This is a genomic window from Streptomyces sp. NPDC055243, from assembly GCF_044544025.1.
Lineage (GTDB): Bacteria > Actinomycetota > Actinomycetes > Streptomycetales > Streptomycetaceae > Streptomyces.
The window spans coordinates 946,552-965,242 of the sequence record NZ_JBITWR010000002.1; the positions used below are offsets into that span (position 1 = coordinate 946,552).

Genomic DNA, 18,691 nt, shown 5'->3' on the forward strand with positions numbered 1-18,691 from the left:
CTCTTCATCGCTGACATGGCTGCCCCCTCACTTCGCCGTGATCTTGACCGCGCCGGTCGTCGTGTCGCCCTTGTCGTCGGTGACGGTCAGATGCGCCGTGTACGAGCCCTTGCGCGCGTACGTGTGCTCGGCGCTGCCGCTCTCCGTGCCGCTCGGCTTGGCGTTGTCGCCGAAGTCCCAGTGGTACGAGGCCGCGGTGCGGCCCTCCGGGAGCTTCACCGTGCTGGTGAGCTTGACGGCGAGGGGCGCGGTGCCGTCGGCCGGTGCCGCCTTGGGCGTCACCTTGGCGCCGGCCTTCTTCTCGACTCCGGGGCCGTTGAAGCGCAGCCAGTCGACCGAGAGGAGGTCGGCCTTGTCGGGCGCCCACTCGGGGTTGGTGAAGACGGCGTACAGCTTCGTCGTGCCGTCGTGGGCGGCCAGCGCGGTGGTCGGCGAGACGAAGTTGCCCCAGCCGCCCGTGTTCAGCACGTTCACCTTGCCGAGCAGCTTGCCCGTGGGAGAGCCGGCGCGGAACTCGATGTCACCGCCGAGCCCGCCCGAGGACGCGCCCACCGTCACGGAGTCGACGCCCTTGAGATGCACCGGGTCGAAGGAGACCCAGTCCCCGTCCTCGATCTCGATGAGCCGCTTGCCGCCCGACGCGTCGGCCCGGTCACCGATGGTCGCGCCTTCGTGCGCGCCGCCGGTGGAGGTGCGGTGCTCGCCCTCACGGAAGGAGGTCCGCAGGGTCAGCGAGGAGGAACCCGTCAGGGCGGGCACCCCGGACGCGCCCTTGTCCTCGTACTGGGCGGTGATCCCGTAGTAGAGATTCTGACCGGCGCCATGGCTGTCGCCCGCGTCCGTCACGATCTCGCCCGCGCAGCCGGTGTAGTTGTCCAGCGGATGCAGATGCGTGTCGTGCCCGAGCTGGGACTGGACGACGACCCGCTTGCAGTCGATCGGCCCGTCCTCCTTGTCCGTCACCTTGATCCTGAACGGAATCGTGTCCCCGAAGCTGAACGTGCCGCCGTTGGGCGGCTGCTGGATCGTCACCACGGGCCGGGTGTTCCCGACGGTGATCTCCTGCACGGCCAGACCGCTCAGCTCGTCCGGGCCCGTCACCTTCAGGCGCGCGCTGAACTGCCCCTTCTTGGTGTAGGTGTACGTCGGGTTCGCCTCGGTCGAGTCGGTCGTGCCGTCGCCGTCGAAGTCCCACGCGTACGTGACGGGCTTGCCGCCGGGCAGCCCCGACCCCGCGCTGGAGAACTTGACCTTGAGGGGGACGCCGCCGTTGTCCGGAGTGGCCGTGACGCGGGCGTCCGGCAGCCGCCCGTCTGCCACGTAGTCGATGCGGTAGATGCCCGCGCCTTCGTTGCTGCCGCCGCGGCCCGTGCCGCTGCCGAGCCCGAAGTCGATGACGTACATCGCGCCGTCAGGCCCGAAATCGGCATCGAAGGGCTGGTTCCATTTCATGTCCGGGAAAATGGAGTTGATCGAATTCAGGTCGCCCGCCTTGGCGGGCTCGAAGCGCGGATCGGTGAACGTCTGGTCCTTCTCCTGCATCGAGAAGACCTTGAACCACTGCCGTGTCAGCTCGTAGTTGAACCACTTCCCCTCGAAGTACTCGGGGAATTTGGACTTGTACGTGTTGTCCGCGTCGTAGTCGTAGACGGGGCCGCTCATCGGGCCGCCGCCGCCCGTACCGAGCTCGGGGAACTTCTCGGAGGCCGAGTAGGCGTACCAGACCTTCGCGGGCTGGGCCGGGGGCAGGTCGCGCAGGCCCGTGTTGTTCGGCGAATCGTTCACGATCTTCGAGCAGTCGAATTTCGCCCCCGACCTCTTCGTCGCGAAGTCGTAGTCGTTGAACGGGGTGTTGTCGCCGATGCAGTAGGGCCAGCCGTAGTTGCCCGCCTTGGTGATGCGGTTGTACTCGACCGTCCCCTCCGGCCCGCGGTCGGCGACGGCGGCCTTCGCGTCGGGACCGTAGTCGGCCATCAGCAGGGCGCCGCTCAGCGGGTCCGTGGTGATGCGGAAGGGATTGCGCATGCCCATGGCGTAGATCTCGGAGCGGGTCTTGTCGGTCCCCGGCGCGAAGAGATTGCCCTCGGGCACGGAATAGGTCCCGTCGTCCTCGGGCGTGACGCGCAGGACCTTGCCCCGCAGGTCGTTCGTATTGCCGGAGGTGCCCTGCGCGTCCCAGGCGCGGCGGCCCTCGCGCTCGTCGATCGGGCTGAATCCGTCCGATGCGAAGGGGTCGGTGTTGTCACCCGTCGCGATGTACAGGTCGCCCTTCTTGTCGAAGGCGATCGAGCCTGCCATGTGCGAGTTCGCCCGGCCTTCGCCACGGAAGGTGGGAATGGTCAGAATCCGTTTCTCCGTCGCCGGATCGACCTTTCCGCCCGCTTCGGTGAAGCGGGAGAGGTTGATGCGTTTCTCGGTCTTGTCGGAGTTCAGGAGATAGACCCAGTGGTTGTCCTGGAACTTCGGGTCGAGCGCGAGGCCGAGCAGCCCGTCCGACTGGCTCGTCATCTCGGGGGTGTAGTCGAAGTCGAGCGCCGTGGAGACCTTCAGCGACTCCTGATCGATGATCTTCAGCTTCCCGGTGCGCTGGATGAAGAACACCCGGCGGTCGGGGGCGACGGCCAGCTCGAAGGGGTCGGCCAGGTCGTTCGTGGCGAGCGGCGTGCGCTGGAAGGCGCCGGTCCTGGTGGCCGTGCAGTCACCGGGCTTGTCGCCCGCGGCCCACTCGATGCCGCCGAGGACGTGCTTGAGGAAACCCTCCTCCTGGAAGGCCGACTTGTCGTGCCCGCCCGCCGTGTACCAGGAGCGGCCGCCGTCGTAGTTCTGGCACCAGGACCACGGCTGGTCGACGCCCTCGTCGAGCCCGGTGACGCCGTCGCGCACCTTGACCTGCGCGAGCGTGTGCACCTTCCCGGTCGGATTGGTGCGCCAGTTGTACCACTCCTCCGTGCGCTCCCAGAGCTCCGGAAGCCCCTTAGTGGAGGGGTGCGCGTGGTCGAGCACCTTGACCCGCCCGGTCTGCACCTCGGGGTGCTTGTCGAAGATCGCGCCGACCAGACCCTCGTACCAGGTCCAGTCCCGCTCGCTGGCCGATGCCGCGTGCAGCCCGACCCAGCCGCCGCCCGCGCGGACGTACTTCTGGAAGGCCGCGCGCTGTTCGGCGTCGAGCAGGTCGCCCTTCTCCGGGGTGGAGTTGGTGTTGTTGAAGACGATGGCCTGGAAGCGGGCGAGATTGGCGTCGGTGAAGGCGGCGGCGTCGTCCGTGGCCTCCACCTCGAAGCCGTTCTCGGTACCGAGCTTCTTGATGGCCTCGACGCCCGCGGGGATCGAGTCGTGGGGGAAGTTCGTGACCTTGGAGAAGACCAGCACGCGGAAGGGGCCGGCCTTCGCCTCCGCTTGCGCGCGGGGCGTCGCGGTGAGGCCGAGGCCGATGACCAGGGCCAGCAGGGCGATGATCGCGAGCCAGGGGCTCGGCGTGGTGGGGCCCGGTCTCGGCCGGACGGAGCCGCGTCTGGGCGCGGTGGGACTCGTGGAACTCATGGCGCTCCCTGGGCTGGGCGGGTGGACGGCTGCCGGTAGCCGGGTGTGCGGTGAGTGCGAGTGGCGCGGTGTGCGAGTGGCGCGGAGTGCGCGGGGAGAGTGTGCTAGAAAGCGCTTTCTCCTGCGCGTTGTTCAGCGTAGGTTCCGCTCTGACGGGGGGTCAATGGGTCGGGAGGGCCTGGCGTGAGAAGGGAGTCACCGGGCAGTCGGCGCGAGGTGTTGGTATGAGGTCGCGTGTGCGGGGGAGGGTTCCAGGACCAGGAAATGAAGCCGTACCGATGTCGTACGCAGACCGAAGCTGTACGCGGGCACGGGACCGAGCCGTGCACCGTGCACCGTGCACCGTGCACAGAACCGAAGCCGTACAAGGGGAGCCTTCCGCAATGTCTGACCACGCCTCGACGCCCGCCCCCGCCGCGTACACCGCCGGACTCGTGAACGCGGTGGACGGCGTACCCGTCGCCACGTACACCTGGCTGCCCGAAGGCGGCCGGCCGCGCGCCTACGTGCAGATCGCGCACGGCGCGGGCGAACACGGCCTGCGCTACGACCGGTTCGCCCGCCACCTGACGGCACACGGCTACGGTGTGATCGCCTCCGACCACCGTGGCCATGGCGCGACGGCGCAGGCGACCGGTGGGTACGGAGTGACGGGCACCTCCGCCGACACACCTTCGGACGCGGAGGCCGCCGACAGCTGGCGCGCGATCGTCGACGACCTCAAGGCCATCGGCGACCAGGTCCGCACCCTGAACCCCGGGACCCCGCTCTTCCTGCTCGGCCACAGCATGGGTTCGCACCTGGCCAGGGACTACGCCCAGGAGTACCCGGACGGCCTCGCGGGACTGATCCTCTCCGGAACGTTCCGCTCGCTGCCCGGCGTCGGGATCGAGGAGTCGATCGCCCGCCTGGAGCGCGAGATCGCCGAGGACGGCCGCGAGGCGCTCTCCTCCTACCTCCCCGAATTGTTCGCCGCCTTCAACGACCCGTACCCCCACCGCACCGGCTTCGAGTGGCTCTCCCGCGACGAGGCCGAGGTCGATGTGTACGTCGCCGACGAGCGCTGCGGATTCCCTTTCTCCGCCGGGCTCTGCCTGGACTGGGTGCGCGCGGTGCGCAAGATGAACGACCCGCGGAACCTGGCCCGGGTCCCGGCGGACCTGCCCGTCCACATCGCCGTCGGCACCGAGGACCCCTGCAACCAGGGCATGACGCTGGTCCACGAACTCCTTGAGGACTACCGGTACGTGGGCCTGGACGACCTCACGTGGAGGGGGTACGAGGGGGCGCGCCACGAGATCCTCAACGAGACGAACAGGGACGAGGTCCAGGAGGACCTGCGGAACTGGCTGGACAAGCGGGTGCTGTGAGGGCGGGAGCGCCCCGTATCGGACGCCCGGCATGGGACGCCCGGCATGGGACGCCCCGCATCGGACGCCCCGCATCGGCAGCCGCATCCAGCCACGCACAGGCCTTGATCCGGCCTCAGTTGCTCCTTCTCGGCGAGCTGCTTACCGTCAACACCCCGTGCCCCTATGGTGATACGGACACGACAGTGAGACTGGGGGGTGAGACCGATGGCCTTCACCGAGATCGCCGTAGCTGTGATTACGGCCGGTCCTGCCTACATCGCGGTCTACTTGGCCGCACGCACTGCTCAGGGCGAGCCCGCTCAACCGCGGGCTTGTGCGCAGCACGCCATCTGTGAGCAGTGCGAGGATCGAAGCACGGCCGACGGCATGCCGAGCCACCGGAAGGCCTGGGCCCTCGCGTCCTGACCCCTCCTCTTCGCCGTAACGCGGCGGGCCCGCCACCTCCAGTGTGGCGGGCCCGCCGCTTCGTCGTTCTGCCGTCTCGCCGTCTCGCCGTCTCGCGGAGTCGCCGTGTCGCCGTGCCGCCGTGTCGTGAACGGCGTCCGGGAGGTCGCTGTCAGTGGCGTTGGCTACCGTTCAGGGCATGTCTCGAGCTCATGCCAAAGCCCAGGTCACGGGTGACGATGTACGCCGTGTCGCACTGGCCCTGCCGGATACGACGGAGAAGATCGCCTGGAGCATGCCCACCTTCCGGGTGGCAGGAAAGATGTTCGCCACGCTGCCCGAGGACGAGACGTCCATCGCCGTGCGGTGCCCGAAGGAGGAGCGCGACGAGTTGGTCCTCGCGGAGCCGGACAAGTTCTGGATCGCCGACCACGAGGCGATGTTCGCCTGGGTGCGCGCACGGCTCTCGGCCCTGGACACGGCCGAGCTGAAGGACATCCTCGCCGACTCCTGGCGCCAGGCCGCCCCCACCCGACTCCTGGAGGCCTACCCGGAGTTGGGGCTTCCGCCGAAGAGCTGAGCGGGACCGGCCGTTGTCAGTGCCCCGTGGCATGATCCAGGCAGGGGTGGAGGGCGAGGACTCGCGGGACGGCGGGGCCGGCGCTGTCGCCAGGGGAGGGGACAGGGGTGCCGTCAGGGGACGGGGTGGACGAGGGCGCCGGGCGTGGGCGTGGGCGTGAGCGGGGTCCGGCGGCGGAAGGGCAGGGCAAGCGCGCGCTGGGTCCGGCGACTGGGGGTCAGGGCGCGCGTGGGCGAGGTCCGGCGGCAGAGGGGCGGGGCGAGTGTGTGTGGGGCCCGGCGGCGGAGGTGCGGGGCGAGCGTGTGGGGGGTCCGGCGGCGGAGGAGCAGGACAAGCGCGCGCGGGGTCCGGCGACTGAGGCGCGGGGTAAGCGCACCGCGCCCGGGCGCAAGGGCCTGCGGGTGGCCGCTGACCGCGAGGCCCTGCGGGGGAGCGCTGACCGTAAGGCCGTGCGAGTGACCCCTGACCGCAAGACCCTGCGGCTGACCGCGGACCGCGAGGGCATCTGGTCGCGGGACTTCGGGTTCTTCTTCGGCGCACGGACCGTGGCCAAGCTCGGCGACACCATGCTGCCCGTCGCGCTGGCCGCGGGCCTGCTCCAGCACGGGCACGGAGCGGGCGCCGTCGGTCTCGCGATGGCCGCCACGACGGTCTGCTTCGCGGGTCTGGTGATCTTCGGCGGGGTCTTCGCCGACCGGTTCAGCACCCGCCTGCTGATGATCGGCGCGGACGTGGTCCGGCTCGGCACGCAGGCGGTCGCGGCGGTCCTCTTCTTCACCGATCACGTCGTCCTCTGGCAGATCTGCGTGATCGGCGCGGTCAACGGCGCGGCGGGCGCCCTCTTCCAGCCCGGCGTCGCCAGCACGGTCCCGCGCCTGGCCACCGACGTCCAGAAGGCCAACGGCGCGATACGCGTGGCCGAGTCGGCCGCGGCCCTGGCAGGACCGGCCGTCGCGGGCGTCCTCGTCGCCTTCGCCTCGCCCGGCGCCGTCTTCGCCGCGCACGCGGGGACGTACGGCCTGAGCGCCCTGTGCCTGGTGCTGCTCCGGCTGCCGCCCGCACTCCCCGGCTCGCTCCCGCACAGCAACGGCTTCCGGGCCGATCTGGTGCAGGGCTGGCGGGAGTTCAGGTCCCGCACCTGGTTGTGGGGCGTCATCGCCATCTTCTGCGTCCTGATGATCACGACCACGGGCCCGCTGACACCACTCGTTGCCACCCTCGTCGTACAGGAGCACGGCTCGGGTGCGTACGGCCTGGTGAACTCCGCCCTGGGCGCCGGCACCGTACTCGGCGGCCTGGTCGCCCTGCGGCTGCGGCCCCGCCGCATGCTCCGGGCCGGTTCCCTCGCCCTGGTCGGCTACTGCGCTTTCCCGGCGGCCGTCGGCGCCCAGCTCGGCGTCCCGCTGATGGCGGTGGGCGCCGCGGTCGCGGGCGCCGGGCTCTCCTTCTGGGGCGTCATGTGGGCGACGAGCGTCCAGACCCAGGTGCCGCCCGACGTCCTCAACCGCATCCATGCCTACGACGTCGCCGGATCGATCGCCCTGCTGCCGGTCGGCCAGGCCCTCGCGGGACCGGCCGCGAGCACCTTCGGCGCGGAGCAGGTGTTGATCACGGGCGCCGTGACGACGGTCGCCGTCTGCCTGGCCATGCTCTCGGTGCCCGCGATACGCGGGTTGGTGCGGGTGGACGGGAGGGCGCCGGTATCGGGCGGGGGAGCGGGGCCCGGAAAGCCGGTTCGCAAGGCCGCTGCCGATGGACCTCGGCACGAAGCGGCGGCGCGCCGCGCGGACAGGTGATCAGCTCGGCGGTGGCGCGGCTTGCCCAGGAAATAGAACTGGGTCGTATGTACGTCGTCGACTACCAGACCGAGCGGCAGGAGCAGATCCTTCGCTGCCTGCGGGAATGGGTATCCGCGCACGGCGCCCCCGACCCTGGCCGAAATCGGCGAGGTGGTGCGCACGGGCCTGCGCTCGCGCGCCTACCATCCGGTGTAGTTGTCCACAGGCACACACGTTCCCGCAGGCCGTGTCCTACGGTGCCCGGCATGGATCAAGAGATGTGCCTCGCGCTGACCCTGGACGAAGCGCACGACGTGATGGACGTCGTGGCGCACGCCGCGACGGCGGGAGATCAGCGGGCCGAAGATGCGCGGCTGCTGTGCGAGCTGGTAGCGCGGGTGCCATCGCGGGGGGAATGACATCACCGCGCCGTAAGTGCCCGCCGAGCGTTGTTGATGACGTTGTGCGCGTCGGCGCCGTAGACGGCCGACTCGCGAAGCGTGTTCCAGACCTTCGCGTACAGCGTGATGCTGTCCGCGTCGTCCAGCCACAGCTCTGCGTGCCAGTCTTCAGCGATGACGAGCCGCTCATCGAGCACCCAGAAGCCATTGGCGGGGGCGACCTTCACGGAAGCCGTGAACGGGATGATCCCCAGGTCGACGGTGTCCATCCCGATCATCGCGGTCAGCCTGTCCAGCTGGATCGCCAGGACGGAGGGCGGGCAGATCAAAGAGCGCAGCGCTGCTTCCCAGATCAGTACGCGGAACCGGTGGTCTCGCTCGGACAACCATTCCTGCCGCCGCGCCCTTGCGCGTACGGCGTCTTCGACATCGTGTACAGATCCGTGCAGGTCGGCGTAGCGACTGAGGACGTGCCGCGCGTAGTCGGTGGTCTGGAGCATGCCGGGGATGACCGCCTCTTCCCAGGCGTGGACAACTGTGGCGCGGTCGATTTCCGCGTTCCATCGCTCCTGCACAGGCCGGTGTCCGTCCGCCAGCTGCCGCCGCCACGACTGGATATGGGTTTCGAACCCTGCAAGGCGCGCGGCTAGTTCATCGAACGCTTCAGGGTTGCCGACGGCAGCCGCGAGGGCGCGCAGATCGTCGCGCGTGGCCGTCTGCTTGCCGCCTTCGAGTTTGTAGATCTTGGAGTGCGGCCAGCCGAGTCGGGCGGCGAGCTGGGGACCGGTGAGCTTTCCTCCAGGCCGTTGGACCCGAAGCTCCCGGAGCCGTGCCCCAAGAGCCGTCCGCGCCTGCTGATAGTCGGTGCTCACCGGTCACGCTCGCTACTACTCAGTCGTGGACGCCTGGTCTACGAAGTCCGCGTACGGGATGGCGTGATGCACTGCGGCGTCACGCGCCATGGAGTACCGCACGACTTCGGCGGGCTCCGTGATGGTCTCGATGCTGGTCAGTACGTCCGTGTCGTCGAAGTGCAGGATGGCGACGAGCCGTGAGTCGAAGATCCAGAAGTCTTCTTCGAGCGGGCCGATCCGCTGCGCCTCGCTGCGCCACAGGCAGCCGACATCTTCGCCGGCCGCCACGTTGACGGCGCCATAGGCCAGCAGAAACCGCTGCCCGTCGGTCGGCGGGTCGTCGAGGACGCGGACGCGACCCACGCGCTTGCCCTGGTCGACCTGGCCGCGGATGTTCTGGTTCCACGTGCTGTCGAGATCCCAGGTCACCTTGCCGGTCCTCAGGAATGCCCCGAAGTCCAGGTCTTCACGGTCGGACGCATAGCCGGAGCGAGTCTCCAGGTGCCAGGCCGTGTGCTCGAACGTCTCGAAGAGACGGCCGAACTCCTCCGGGCTGATCATCTGCGGCACGCGCTCCATCTCCTTCGGTGCCCAGTTGACGAGCAGTTGGCGCGGTACGACGACGGCGACGTCCCCGGCACCGAAGTACTTCAGCTGCGCCACGCCGTCGGGGTCGGTGAACGGTGTGCCCTGGACGATGATCTCGCGGCTGTCCAAGTCCTCGTGCAGGGCCGGGCAGCCGCCGTTCTTGCTGTCGGTACCCGTGAAGCGCAGGCGTCGAGTCACGATCGTGTCCTTTCAGGGACGGTGATCATTCCAGGATGGCGACGCTTCGGGCCGTGCACCACAGACTCTCGCTGCCTGTGTGAGAACACCAGGGAACACTCAGCCAATGCGCGAGAACATCCGAGAACATTCGCTTTTCCTGCGAACACGTCGTCCCTAGCGTCCAGTTCATGGCCGTCACACAAGAATCGCAGGACGTCGATCCGTACGCAGCGACCGAAGCGGCGCGCGATGCCCTCGCGGATGTGGGGATCGTCTACCCCTCCCTGGGGGTCGACTACGGGTCGGTGAACCTTGGGCGTGTCCGTCCCGAGGTGGCCATACGGCTTGCTGATCAACTCCGGCGAGGGGGCCGCGAGAGATGACAGATCGTCCGACAGGGGGCGCCGGTGAGCCCCCAGGCAGGCTGACGCTGCGGGTGTACCGAGTGGCCCCGGATGGGGCCGTGACCAGCGATACCGGGATGCGTCAGGTCTACAGTGACGGCGCCCTGGCGCTGGACGACGGGCCCAAGTACCCGCCCTGCGCGTGTCCGCGGCACCGACCCCGAGGGGGCGGGGCATGAAGACGGTGCTCCTGCCCGACCCTGCGACGCTGAGCAATCTTCAGCTCACCCAGCAGGCCTGCGCCCTGTGCGGCGCGCGGCTCTACCGTGACCGGCTGCTCGGCACCGTCACGTACCGGGACCTCTACGGCCGGAAGGTCAAAGCCGAGTTGTGGGCGTGTGCCCGGAGTGTGCGGGTGGCAGGCGATGACCAAGACCTGCCGCGAGTGCAACGAGGACACGGACGAACCGGTCCCCGTCGCCCTGGAACACGTGGCATCCGGCGCCGGACGCGTCGTCTACCTCTGCCCACTGTGCCGGGCGGCGGCGGGTGATGACGGCACCCCGTCAGGGTCCCCGCCGCCGTTCGCCCATCCCGCTCCGGTCGTCCGCCTCCGAGCAAGGCGACCGGAGCGGGACAACTCCTCCATGAAAGAAGGAAGTGCCATGGTGATCCAACTCGCCGATAGCCCGGTTGTCACACTCTGCCGGGAACCGCGGGAGCTGCTCAATGCGGTGCGCCCGTACGTGAAGGAGTGCACTTACAACGTCTTCGACGCCCCCGGCAACGAAGGGTGCTTGTGGGACCGGGAGATCGCGCTGCTCATGCGCGACAACATCATGGTCAAGGACATGGCTGAACGCATCCTTGGCAACGCTGTGATGTACCTGATCACCGCCATGGAGCGTCCCGATCTGCACATCGGTATCGGCAAGGTCGTCGACATCGGCGTGCATCAGATCATCCTGGACACGCCCGTGTACTTTGCGTTCTGCGAGGTCTACAACGGCGGTCGGTACAAGCACCATGCGCCGCTGGTCCGGCGCCGCAGCGACGGCCTGGTCATCCGCACCGCCGATGTGATCCGTGAGCAGGGTTTCGCTGCGGACGAAGAGCTGTGGGCCATCGACGGCACCAGCTGCTCGCCGTGCGACGACAAGGTGCCCGACAGTCACTGATCAGTAGGACCGCCTGCCCCCACGTTCCCGAGCGGGGGCAGGCTTCCGCCACGACGAAGGAACCCCGTGCCTGTACCTCACGACATCGCCGCAGAGACCGAACTGTGGGACACCTATGCGGAGTCGGCGTTCAGTGCGAGTGCCGAGCCCGTTCTCAACTGGACGCAGTACGCCGGACATGGTCCCGGTCTCGAACTGCTCGGTGAGCCTGCGGGCGTCTTGGAGATCGGATGCGGCACCGGCCGCGCGCTCGCCCATCTCGCCGGCCAGGGCATCGCCGCCCGTGGCGTCGACCTCTCGCCCGTCATGGTCAAGAAGACCAGTGAGCGATGGGCCGAGACGGGGGCGGAGTTCACGTGCGGCGAGGTACTCGATTTCCTGCGCGAGGACACCCGCACCTACGACGCTGTGTACTCGATCTTCGGCGCCGCCTGGTTCGTCGATCCGGGCAGACTCTTCCCACTCGTGCGCGAACGCCTCGTGCCCGGCGGCGTGTTCGTGTTCAGCCAGCCACCCGCGATCCCCGGAGCCTACGGCCCGCAAGGGATGTACAAGGGCGGCTTCGCCGGGAAGGCGATGTTCACCTACCGCTACAGCTACAAGCCCGCGATCTGGGAGCGGCTGCTCCTGCGGGCCGGATTCGGGAGCGCCGCGGTGCACGTGATCGAGGCGCCGACACCCGGTCACATCGGCACGTTGATCGCGCGAGCTGCAGTCACGTGAAGTGATCTGTCGTGCCCCCGTTCCCCATGCTGCGGGGGTGGGGGCATTGTCGTCTGTCGTGGACATCTCTCGTATGGCACGCCGGGTTCATCTGGCAGCTGTGGCGGCGCAGAAGGCGCGGGCTCTGGAGCATCTCGCCGCGTTGGCTCACGAGCGACTGAGCCCGGAAGTTTCGCTGACGGACAAGGCGATCGTGTTCAATCTCCTGAAGGTGCAGCTCAAGATCATTGAACCGGTGGCGGCTGTGTCCCATGGCAAGGGCTGTCCCGTGGGCCGGTGGTTCCGTGATCACGGACGCACCGTCCCGGCGCTGACAGATGAGGCGTGGGACCGGGGCGAGCCGGTCTGCCACTCGCGCCACGTGGGGACGGAGATCGTGCCGTCACATGATGTGCTCGATTCGTTCCTGATCAAGGCTCGTACGGGGATCCTGTTCCGCGAGCTTCCCGCAGACCGAGGGAACGGCACCCTGTATGCACGGTGGCGGCGCTGGCTGGCCGCTGGGACATGGAAACAGGTCATGACCTTGCTCGAAGGATCACCCGAAGATCCACCGGCGGGGGGGCGTCCCGGTCCCCGAAGTGGAGATGACCATGGAGGTCATCCCCGGTCTCGTGCCGAAGCACCTGGACAAGGATGGTGATCTCGGCCACGCGCCGCCTGGTCCATCGGGAGGGCGAGAGCGCGGACCGTCACGGTAGTGAGGAGCGGCTTCCGTGCTTCTCGTCCCCGGTCATCCGCCCCATGAGGGGGGCCAGGTCTGCGTATCCGTATCCGTGCAGGCGTTCCGTCGTCATCGTCATGCCACCGAGCGTGCAACCTCAAGTTAACTTGAGGTCAAGAGGCCTCAAAAGGCGTGAGCGATCACGGCTTGGAGTGCGGTATTGTTTCGGTGCGCGTTCGGCCAGGGGAAACCCCAGGTCACACGGGCATCGGGACGTGGCGCAGCTTGGTAGCGCACTTGACTGGGGGTCAAGGGGTCGCAGGTTCAAATCCTGTCGTCCCGACGGAAACGTCGCAGGTAGGGGCCATCTTCGGATGGCCCCTACTTCGTTTTTGGGAGCAATTCTGGGAGCGGGAAGCGGCTCCCCGCGCTCCCTGGGAGCGAAAGTCTGGGAGCCACGTCAACCGGGGGTCGACGGCTGGTCACCCGATCCGGTCGCTCCCAGGGAACATCTCTGCTGCTTGGTCTGGTGTACGAGGCAAGGGGTCGCACTGTCCGCCCCCTTGTCCGAATACTCGTCATGGGGCCGTGCTCCCATTCGACCCTTTGACGGCTTTCACCGTATGCCGCTCGAAAATACGATTCGGTGTTGTGAGCTGCGGCGAGTCCGTTCGGTCAGGCGGTTCTTTCGTACTGGTTGATCAGGCCTCCGAGGAGGCGTTGGCGCCGGATCCGGTGGGCCTGGAGGTTGGTGACATGGGCCGGGGCGGCTGGTTCGGTGCTGTCTGGGGGTAGTTGCTGCCGGGACTGGTGGGGACGGTGCCCGTTGTAGTGCCTGATGTATTCGACCAGGACTGCGCGAGCGTGGGCCTCGTTGTAGATCAGCATGCGGTCGAGGAGCTCGCGGCGGAGGGTTCCCACGACTCTCTCGCAGATCGCGTTCGCTTTGGGCGCCTGCGGCGGGCTGAGCAGGATCTCCACGTCATCGGCCTCGAAGACGGCGTCAAAGGAACGGGTGTACTTGCTGTCCCGGTCCCGGAGGAGGAAGCGCAGCGACTCCAACCGGTGCCCCTGCGCCATGGCAAGGTTCCTTGCCTGCTGAACGGTCCACGCAACGGTGGGGTGGGCGGTGATGCCGGCGAGGTGGACGCGGCGGGTGCCATGTTCGATGAAGATCAGGGCGTACAGGCGCTCGAGCGAGATGGTGTCCAGGTGCAGGAAGTCGGCGGCGATGATGCCGTGGGCCTGTGCGGTCAGGAACTGCCGCCAGGTGGGGCCGGAGCGCTGCGGCGCGGGGTCGATGCCGGCTGCGTGGAGGATCTCCCAGACTGTGGACGGGGCGATCGGGTAGCCGAGGCGGGCGAGTTCGCCCTGTATCCGGCGGTGGCCCCAGCTGCTGTTCTCCCGGGCCATGCGCAGGATGAGCTGTTTAACGGCGGGCGCGGTGGAGGGTCTGCCGGGGCGGCGGTGCCGCGTGAACGTCCATTTCCTGGCTATGAGTTGGCGGTGCCAGGCCAGCAGTGTGGTGGGGGTGACCGCGAAGGCCTGGCGCCAGCGCTCGCGCGGGACGAACCGCGAGAGCGCGGCAAGCCAGATTCGGTCTGCGGGCTCGTAGCGGACGCGGGCGATCTGACGGCGCAGCACCGCGTTCTCATGCCGTAACGCGAGGACCTCTGCGTCCTTGGCCACGCGGCTGCGGAGCACGGCATACGGCAGCTTTATCAGGTTCCGGACCAGGGTGGTGACGATCGACAGCGACATCGAAGGAGCATCCCAGGCGCCATCGAGGCTGTTGCCCCGCGTGGAGAAGCTGCAGGCCAGAGCCGGAATCCTATTTCCGAGCGGGACACGTCATCGAATACGTCGCCAGCGCTGTGGCTACCGGCTACGACCGCCACCCCGACCTCGAACTACCGCTGCCCGGAGCGCACTTTGTCGACCGTCTGATCCTCGCCGCCGCAGCATTCATGCCGCACGCCACCAGCACCCTGCAGACTGCGGAACTGCCCAACCGGCCCCAGCCGGCCCCAGCAGCCGAGCTCTCCCCGGCCCGCAGCCGGACGCAGGAACCCGAGCGGCTGCTGGTCAAGGTCACCACCGAGGACTACGAAGGCGCATCCGTACGCCGGTTCTTCAAAGAAGCAGTCGCCGTCTGCTGGGAGAAGGCAACCGCCGCCACCTCGGCGGACACGCGCATGGCCTACTACCTCAAACGCCACCGCACACGTACAGCCCTGACGCTGACACCTACACCCGCTCCTACCGGACCCGCGGCCAGGCGCCATCCCGTGGCAGCATCACCTTTCCTGGGATTCAACAGATCCTGACCTGGTCATCACCACGCGCGGTAACCGGTGGCGCATTGGCGGACCAAGGCAAGACGCCTTCCTCCGCGGCTCAGGTGGGTGTGGCCCACGAGCGCAGCCTTCCGGCGACGGTGCGCAGGGTGAGAGTGCCAGTACGCAGTCCGGTCACGAGCTCGGGCAGGCCGCCGGCGGGGGCCTTGACGGGCTCGCCGGATTCGCGCATGTAGCGCAGTGCGAGCGCGCTGCCGGCCAGGCCGTTGTAGTCCTGTAGGGGACGGGTGGTCACGAACATCTGCAGCAGGATCGCCGCCCGGACCGGCGTCTCCACATAGAAGGGCTCGCCCGCGTGCAGCTCGTACGCGTGGCGGTACAAGGCGGCCGCGAGTGCACCCCAGTCATCTATGCCGGTCTCCCGGCCCGTCTGCTGCTCGAACTGCTGGAGCGATTCCTCGATCCAGCCGGCGTCGACACGCAGGAACATCAGCGGTTGCCCGCCTCGAACGCCTCGTCGAACTCAGCCACCAGATCGGCCATGTCACTGACCAGACCGGCCACGAACGCCTCACGGCTGGGGTCGATGTCCTTCTCGACCAGCCCGGACACGTACGCCTGGACAGACATGTGGCTCCGGCCCGCCCGCTTCTTGAGTAGATCGTGCGTTTTGGCCGGTACCCGGACGTTCAGCTGCTTCAGGTCGCTGTCCATACATCCCATGCTAGCAATTGCTAGCATGGGATGCTAGTGAACACGGGATCGCCCACCTGTGATGGGCGGCGCGCTCCGGGCTGCCAGACCCCGGGTACGGGAGCCTGATCGTCTCGGGTCATATGGGGTGTTCCTCCCTGGCAGCGGAGTGGTCAGGCGTGGCGGAACCCGCGGGCAGAATCGCGGGCGTGGGCGGAGTCGAACGGGGTAAACCAGTCGGCCGGGGCCTGGCCGATCTCGCTGTCCTCAAGCCCAGCGTCAAGGTCAAGTCCGCTCCGACCACGGCATCCAGGTCGGGTGAGGAGTTCCCCCGTCCAGGAGTCCAGACGTTCCTCACCCGCCTCGTCTCTCAGTGTCCCGGCGGGCTCCGTGGATATGTTCCAGAATTCCCGTACGGCTTCCAGAGCGGCCTCCGGCACCTCCGTGGACGCCGGTATGCGTGACGTGATCACCTCGGAGGCGGCGCGCTGCATGCGGTCGAGTTGCTGTCTCTCGTGCCGCTCGACGAGTCTGCGGCGTAGGTCAGCAGTCACATCGCCAGCCACATTCGCCCCTTCCGGCAGGTCGTTCCCAGGGGCCTAGGGGATCCTTGTTCCGGGGCCGTTGTCGGCGCTCAGGTTCTCGCCGAACAGTGCCTTCGGCGCCGGTGCTCCGATGTCCGTCGGGTTCTGGGCGGTCGAGTTCGCGGCCGTCACTCCGGAGGCGGAGCCGCGCAGGAGCCACACCGCGCCGCCGTTCACGACCGTACCCAGGTTCTCGCCCGGCGCGCCCGCGGTCAGGTCCGCCTTGCCGTCACCGGTCACGTCGAGCAGCCGCAGCGAACCTCCGAACACGTCGCCGGACTCCGCGGCACCCGGCACGCCCGCCGTGTCCTGGTGGAACGCCTGCGCGCCCTTGCCGGTGAGCCCGCCCTTGCCGCTCTTGAGTAGCACCACGGCTCCGGCCTTCGCCTTCGAGCCGATCGCCTCGCCGGGGACGCCGACGGCCAGGTCGGGGTATCCGTCGCCGTTCGCGTCGCCCGCGCTCAGCCGTCCGCCGAACTGGTCGCCCTTCTCGTTGGCCCCGGGCACACCCGCCGTGTTCTGCGTGATCGTCTGCGTGCGGGTCTGGCTGGGGCCGGACGGCGAACCGTAGTAGATCTTGAGGGTGCCGGGGTCCTTCTCGGTGCCCTCCGTGTCGCCGTTCGGGATGATCCGGGTGGCGAGGTCCGCGTAGCCGTCTTGGTCGAAGTCGGCGACGGCGGTGCTGGATGCGGAGTTCAGGGCCTTCGGAGCGGTGGACAGGCCGGACTTGCTGCCCAGCCACAGCTTGCCGCCCTCGGCGTGGTTCTCGTAGACGTAGAAGGTCGCGAGGTCCTCGATGCCGTCGCCGTTGAAGTCGCCCGCGGCGGTCGAGTTGATGGAGTTGTCGGTGCTGTACACCTTCAGCTGCTGCGAGCGGGCGGGGACGCCGTCCCGGCCGAAGGGGCCGTGGAGCACGTCGTGGTAGTCGTAGTCGTCGCCGTTGCGCATGAACAGGTCCGGGTGCCCGTCACCGTCGAAGTCGCCCGCGGTGAGGTGGTCCCCGACATCCGCGTTCGCCGGTGCGGGGACGCGGACGGCGTCCTGGCCCGAGATGCCGCCCTTGCGGCCCCACAGGACGATGACCGATCCGTTGACGTTGTCATCCGGCCGGTAGCTGCGGGCCCTCACCGCCAGGTCGGCCAGGCCGTCGCCGTCCAGGTCACGGGAGACCATCGTGTAGCCGAAGGCATTGTCGTCGCCCGATTCGCCGGGCACGCCCGGGGTGTCCTGGGTGATGACCGTGGTGCGCGCGGGGTCGATGCCCTGCGCCGAGCCATAGCTGACCGTGATGTAGCCGGCCCAGGCATGGCCGCCGACTTTTGCGCCGGGGGCGGTGACGGCGACGTCCTGGTAGCCGTCACCGTCGAAGTCCTCGCGCACGGTGCCCACGGCTGCGGCGCCCCCGTCCTTCGCGCCGTCCTTCGCGGCAGCGGTGCCGGCGACGATCGGCACGCCGAGCGACCCGATCAGGGCGGCGGCCACGGCGGTCGAAATGGCGGGTCGGCGTATGCCCACGGTTCCTCCTCAGAGCGCAAGCGACGTCGAGACGCGTGCGCGCGGATGTGATTCATCTGCGAGACACGCGGATGCGGCCGATGGTTGTGCTCCCGGCCACAAATCCCCTGGCGGGACGCCCGCGTTGCAGTCGGAACTTCTTGGAAGCGCAATGCAGTTCGATAGTGGGGGTCTCTCATGGCACTGTTCGGCAACGCGCACACGATCGATCCGATGACCGCGCAGCAGGACTACGCGCGTCTGCTGGGCCACGGTGAGCAGGTGCAGGCGGCGTTCCTGCTGATCCGCGACACGATGCTCTTCACGGACCGCCGTCTCGTGCTCGTCGACAAGCAGGGGATATCCGGCAAGAAGGTCGAGTACCACTCCGTTCCGTACCGCAGCATCACGCACTTCTCGGTGGAGACCGCCGGGCACTTCGACCTCGATGCCGAGCTCAAGATCTGGATCTCCGGGACCCCCGAGCCGATCCAGAAGACCTTCACCAAGGGCGTCGACATCTACGAGGTGCAGGCGATCCTCACGCAGTACGTGGCGCGCTAGGCGGTAGGCCCGCGGACCTCTCAGGCCTGGGGCACCCGGTCGAAGAATCCGTGCACCGTGCGGATCCGGCCGTCGTCCGCGAGCACGATGACGTCGGAACCGGCGACGGGGGCGGAGCCGTCCGCGACCGACACCAGCTCCCAGCCGAAGCGCGCGACGTGGTGGTGGCCGTCGACCGTCCCGGTCAGCCGGAACTCGAAGCCCGGGAACTGCTCGTGGGTTCCCGCGATCACGGCGGCGATGGACTCGTACCCGTAGACGTCGGACTGCGGGTCCGTGTAACTGCCGTCCTCGCTCCAGGCGGCGGCCACGGCCTTGGCCAGGGCGTCGGCGCCCTCCGTGTTCCAGGCCTCGAAGTAGCGGGCGACGGCGGTCTCGTACGCGGAAGTGTCGTGTGCGGACATGGCGGGTGCCTCCTGCGGATCGGGGGTATCGGGGTGGTGCCTTCGATGGCTTGAGCTTGCCGTGGCTG

Annotated in this window: 18 protein-coding genes and 1 tRNA gene; 10 read left to right on the forward strand and 9 right to left on the reverse strand. The window is 68.4% G+C overall.

The genetic code is table 11. From position 1 onward, the window contains the following. Positions 1–27: 27 nt before the first annotated feature. On the reverse strand, positions 28–3,540 hold the full coding sequence (locus ACIGXX_RS08965) for a ThuA domain-containing protein (RefSeq protein WP_399974012.1): 3,513 nt from the start codon (positions 3,538–3,540) through the stop codon (positions 28–30). 383 nt (positions 3,541–3,923) lie between these two features. On the opposite strand from ACIGXX_RS08965, the gene ACIGXX_RS08970 reads away from it, so the two are divergent. From ACIGXX_RS08970 to ACIGXX_RS08985, 4 genes are all read left to right on the forward strand, one after another. Continuing rightward, on the forward strand, positions 3,924–4,910 hold the full coding sequence (locus ACIGXX_RS08970; RefSeq protein ID WP_351161290.1) for an alpha/beta hydrolase: 987 nt from the start codon (positions 3,924–3,926) through the stop codon (positions 4,908–4,910). Positions 4,911–5,496: 586 nt separating this feature from the next. After that, the gene (locus ACIGXX_RS08975) at positions 5,497–5,877 is read left to right on the forward strand and encodes an MmcQ/YjbR family DNA-binding protein (protein ID WP_351161293.1); all 381 of its coding nucleotides are present in this window, start codon (positions 5,497–5,499) and stop codon (positions 5,875–5,877) included. 449 nt (positions 5,878–6,326) lie between these two features. Further along, entirely contained in the window at positions 6,327–7,673 is a 1,347-nt protein-coding gene (locus tag ACIGXX_RS08980) for an MFS transporter (protein ID WP_399974018.1), read from the forward strand. Between the two features lie 248 nt (positions 7,674–7,921). Further along, a complete protein-coding gene (locus ACIGXX_RS08985) occupies positions 7,922–8,074 on the forward strand; it encodes a hypothetical protein (protein ID WP_366462841.1) in 153 nt (50 codons plus the stop codon). 2 nt (positions 8,075–8,076) lie between these two features. On the opposite strand, the gene ACIGXX_RS08990 is transcribed toward ACIGXX_RS08985, so the two are convergent. Together ACIGXX_RS08990 and ACIGXX_RS08995 are read right to left on the reverse strand one after the other, a co-directional pair. Beyond that, complete coding sequence (locus ACIGXX_RS08990; protein WP_361461312.1) at positions 8,077–8,928, reverse strand: helix-turn-helix transcriptional regulator; 852 nt, start codon at positions 8,926–8,928, stop codon at positions 8,077–8,079. A gap of 15 nt (positions 8,929–8,943) precedes the next feature. Beyond that, entirely contained in the window at positions 8,944–9,696 is a 753-nt protein-coding gene (locus ACIGXX_RS08995; protein WP_399974022.1) for a DUF6879 family protein, read from the reverse strand. A 991-nt stretch (positions 9,697–10,687) separates the two neighbouring features. On the opposite strand from ACIGXX_RS08995, the gene ACIGXX_RS09000 reads away from it, so the two are divergent. The 4 genes from ACIGXX_RS09000 to ACIGXX_RS09015 all read left to right on the forward strand — a co-directional run bounded on the left by ACIGXX_RS09000 (position 10,688) and on the right by ACIGXX_RS09015 (position 12,930). Next, a complete protein-coding gene (locus ACIGXX_RS09000; RefSeq protein ID WP_351161310.1) occupies positions 10,688–11,200 on the forward strand; it encodes a hypothetical protein in 513 nt (170 codons plus the stop codon). Positions 11,201–11,266: 66 nt separating this feature from the next. Beyond that, complete coding sequence (locus ACIGXX_RS09005) at positions 11,267–11,923, forward strand: class I SAM-dependent methyltransferase (protein ID WP_351161312.1); 657 nt, start codon at positions 11,267–11,269, stop codon at positions 11,921–11,923. A gap of 58 nt (positions 11,924–11,981) precedes the next feature. Next, on the forward strand, positions 11,982–12,566 hold the full coding sequence (locus ACIGXX_RS09010; protein ID WP_399974027.1) for a transposase: 585 nt from the start codon (positions 11,982–11,984) through the stop codon (positions 12,564–12,566). A gap of 290 nt (positions 12,567–12,856) precedes the next feature. Further along, positions 12,857–12,930, forward strand: a tRNA-Pro gene (locus ACIGXX_RS09015). A 332-nt stretch (positions 12,931–13,262) separates the two neighbouring features. On the opposite strand, the gene ACIGXX_RS09020 is transcribed toward ACIGXX_RS09015, so the two are convergent. Continuing rightward, a complete protein-coding gene (locus ACIGXX_RS09020; protein ID WP_399974030.1) occupies positions 13,263–14,348 on the reverse strand; it encodes an integrase core domain-containing protein in 1,086 nt (361 codons plus the stop codon). Positions 14,349–14,461: 113 nt separating this feature from the next. Between ACIGXX_RS09020 and ACIGXX_RS09025 the strand changes: the two genes are divergently transcribed. Next, positions 14,462–14,914: a hypothetical protein gene (locus ACIGXX_RS09025; protein WP_383823365.1), complete on the forward strand. Its 453-nt coding sequence runs from the start codon at positions 14,462–14,464 to the stop codon at positions 14,912–14,914. 70 nt (positions 14,915–14,984) lie between these two features. Here the strand turns inward: ACIGXX_RS09025 and ACIGXX_RS09030 are convergent, their stop codons facing one another. The 4 genes from ACIGXX_RS09030 to ACIGXX_RS09045 all read right to left on the reverse strand — a co-directional run bounded on the left by ACIGXX_RS09030 (position 14,985) and on the right by ACIGXX_RS09045 (position 17,676). After that, on the reverse strand, positions 14,985–15,374 hold the full coding sequence (locus ACIGXX_RS09030) for a hypothetical protein (RefSeq protein WP_351161323.1): 390 nt from the start codon (positions 15,372–15,374) through the stop codon (positions 14,985–14,987). Beyond that, the gene (locus ACIGXX_RS09035; protein ID WP_351161326.1) at positions 15,374–15,598 is read right to left on the reverse strand and encodes a hypothetical protein; all 225 of its coding nucleotides are present in this window, start codon (positions 15,596–15,598) and stop codon (positions 15,374–15,376) included. Before ACIGXX_RS09035 ends, ACIGXX_RS09030 begins: the two co-directional genes overlap by 1 nt. Positions 15,599–15,750: 152 nt before the next feature. Beyond that, positions 15,751–16,143, reverse strand: a complete 393-nt coding sequence (locus tag ACIGXX_RS09040) for a hypothetical protein (RefSeq protein WP_351161328.1) — start codon at positions 16,141–16,143, stop codon at positions 15,751–15,753. A 33-nt stretch (positions 16,144–16,176) separates the two neighbouring features. Then, positions 16,177–17,676: an FG-GAP and VCBS repeat-containing protein gene (locus ACIGXX_RS09045; RefSeq protein ID WP_399974036.1), complete on the reverse strand. Its 1,500-nt coding sequence runs from the start codon at positions 17,674–17,676 to the stop codon at positions 16,177–16,179. 177 nt (positions 17,677–17,853) lie between these two features. Here ACIGXX_RS09045 and ACIGXX_RS09050 point away from each other — a divergent pair, with 177 nt between their 5' ends. Beyond that, complete coding sequence (locus ACIGXX_RS09050; protein WP_351161333.1) at positions 17,854–18,219, forward strand: PH domain-containing protein; 366 nt, start codon at positions 17,854–17,856, stop codon at positions 18,217–18,219. A 20-nt stretch (positions 18,220–18,239) separates the two neighbouring features. On the opposite strand, the gene ACIGXX_RS09055 is transcribed toward ACIGXX_RS09050, so the two are convergent. Continuing rightward, positions 18,240–18,623: a nuclear transport factor 2 family protein gene (locus ACIGXX_RS09055; protein ID WP_361461290.1), complete on the reverse strand. Its 384-nt coding sequence runs from the start codon at positions 18,621–18,623 to the stop codon at positions 18,240–18,242. Positions 18,624–18,691: the final 68 nt, after the last annotated feature.

What these genes read in the sequence shown, in the direction of transcription:
- ACIGXX_RS09020 (WP_399974030.1), bottom strand. Translation starts at nt 14,348, where the DNA reads ATGTCGCTGTCGATCGTCACCACCCTGGTCCGGAACCTGATAAAGCTG.
- ACIGXX_RS09000 (WP_351161310.1), top strand. Translation starts at nt 10,688, where the DNA reads ATGGTGATCCAACTCGCCGATAGCCCGGTTGTCACACTCTGCCGGGAA.
- ACIGXX_RS09050 (WP_351161333.1), top strand. Translation starts at nt 17,854, where the DNA reads ATGGCACTGTTCGGCAACGCGCACACGATCGATCCGATGACCGCGCAG.
- ACIGXX_RS08975 (WP_351161293.1), top strand. Translation starts at nt 5,497, where the DNA reads ATGTCTCGAGCTCATGCCAAAGCCCAGGTCACGGGTGACGATGTACGC.
- ACIGXX_RS09055 (WP_361461290.1), bottom strand. Translation starts at nt 18,623, where the DNA reads ATGTCCGCACACGACACTTCCGCGTACGAGACCGCCGTCGCCCGCTAC.
- ACIGXX_RS08985 (WP_366462841.1), top strand. Translation starts at nt 7,922, where the DNA reads ATGGATCAAGAGATGTGCCTCGCGCTGACCCTGGACGAAGCGCACGAC.
- ACIGXX_RS09030 (WP_351161323.1), bottom strand. Translation starts at nt 15,374, where the DNA reads ATGTTCCTGCGTGTCGACGCCGGCTGGATCGAGGAATCGCTCCAGCAG.
- ACIGXX_RS08965 (WP_399974012.1), bottom strand. Translation starts at nt 3,540, where the DNA reads ATGAGTTCCACGAGTCCCACCGCGCCCAGACGCGGCTCCGTCCGGCCG.
- ACIGXX_RS09035 (WP_351161326.1), bottom strand. Translation starts at nt 15,598, where the DNA reads ATGGACAGCGACCTGAAGCAGCTGAACGTCCGGGTACCGGCCAAAACG.
- ACIGXX_RS08970 (WP_351161290.1), top strand. Translation starts at nt 3,924, where the DNA reads ATGTCTGACCACGCCTCGACGCCCGCCCCCGCCGCGTACACCGCCGGA.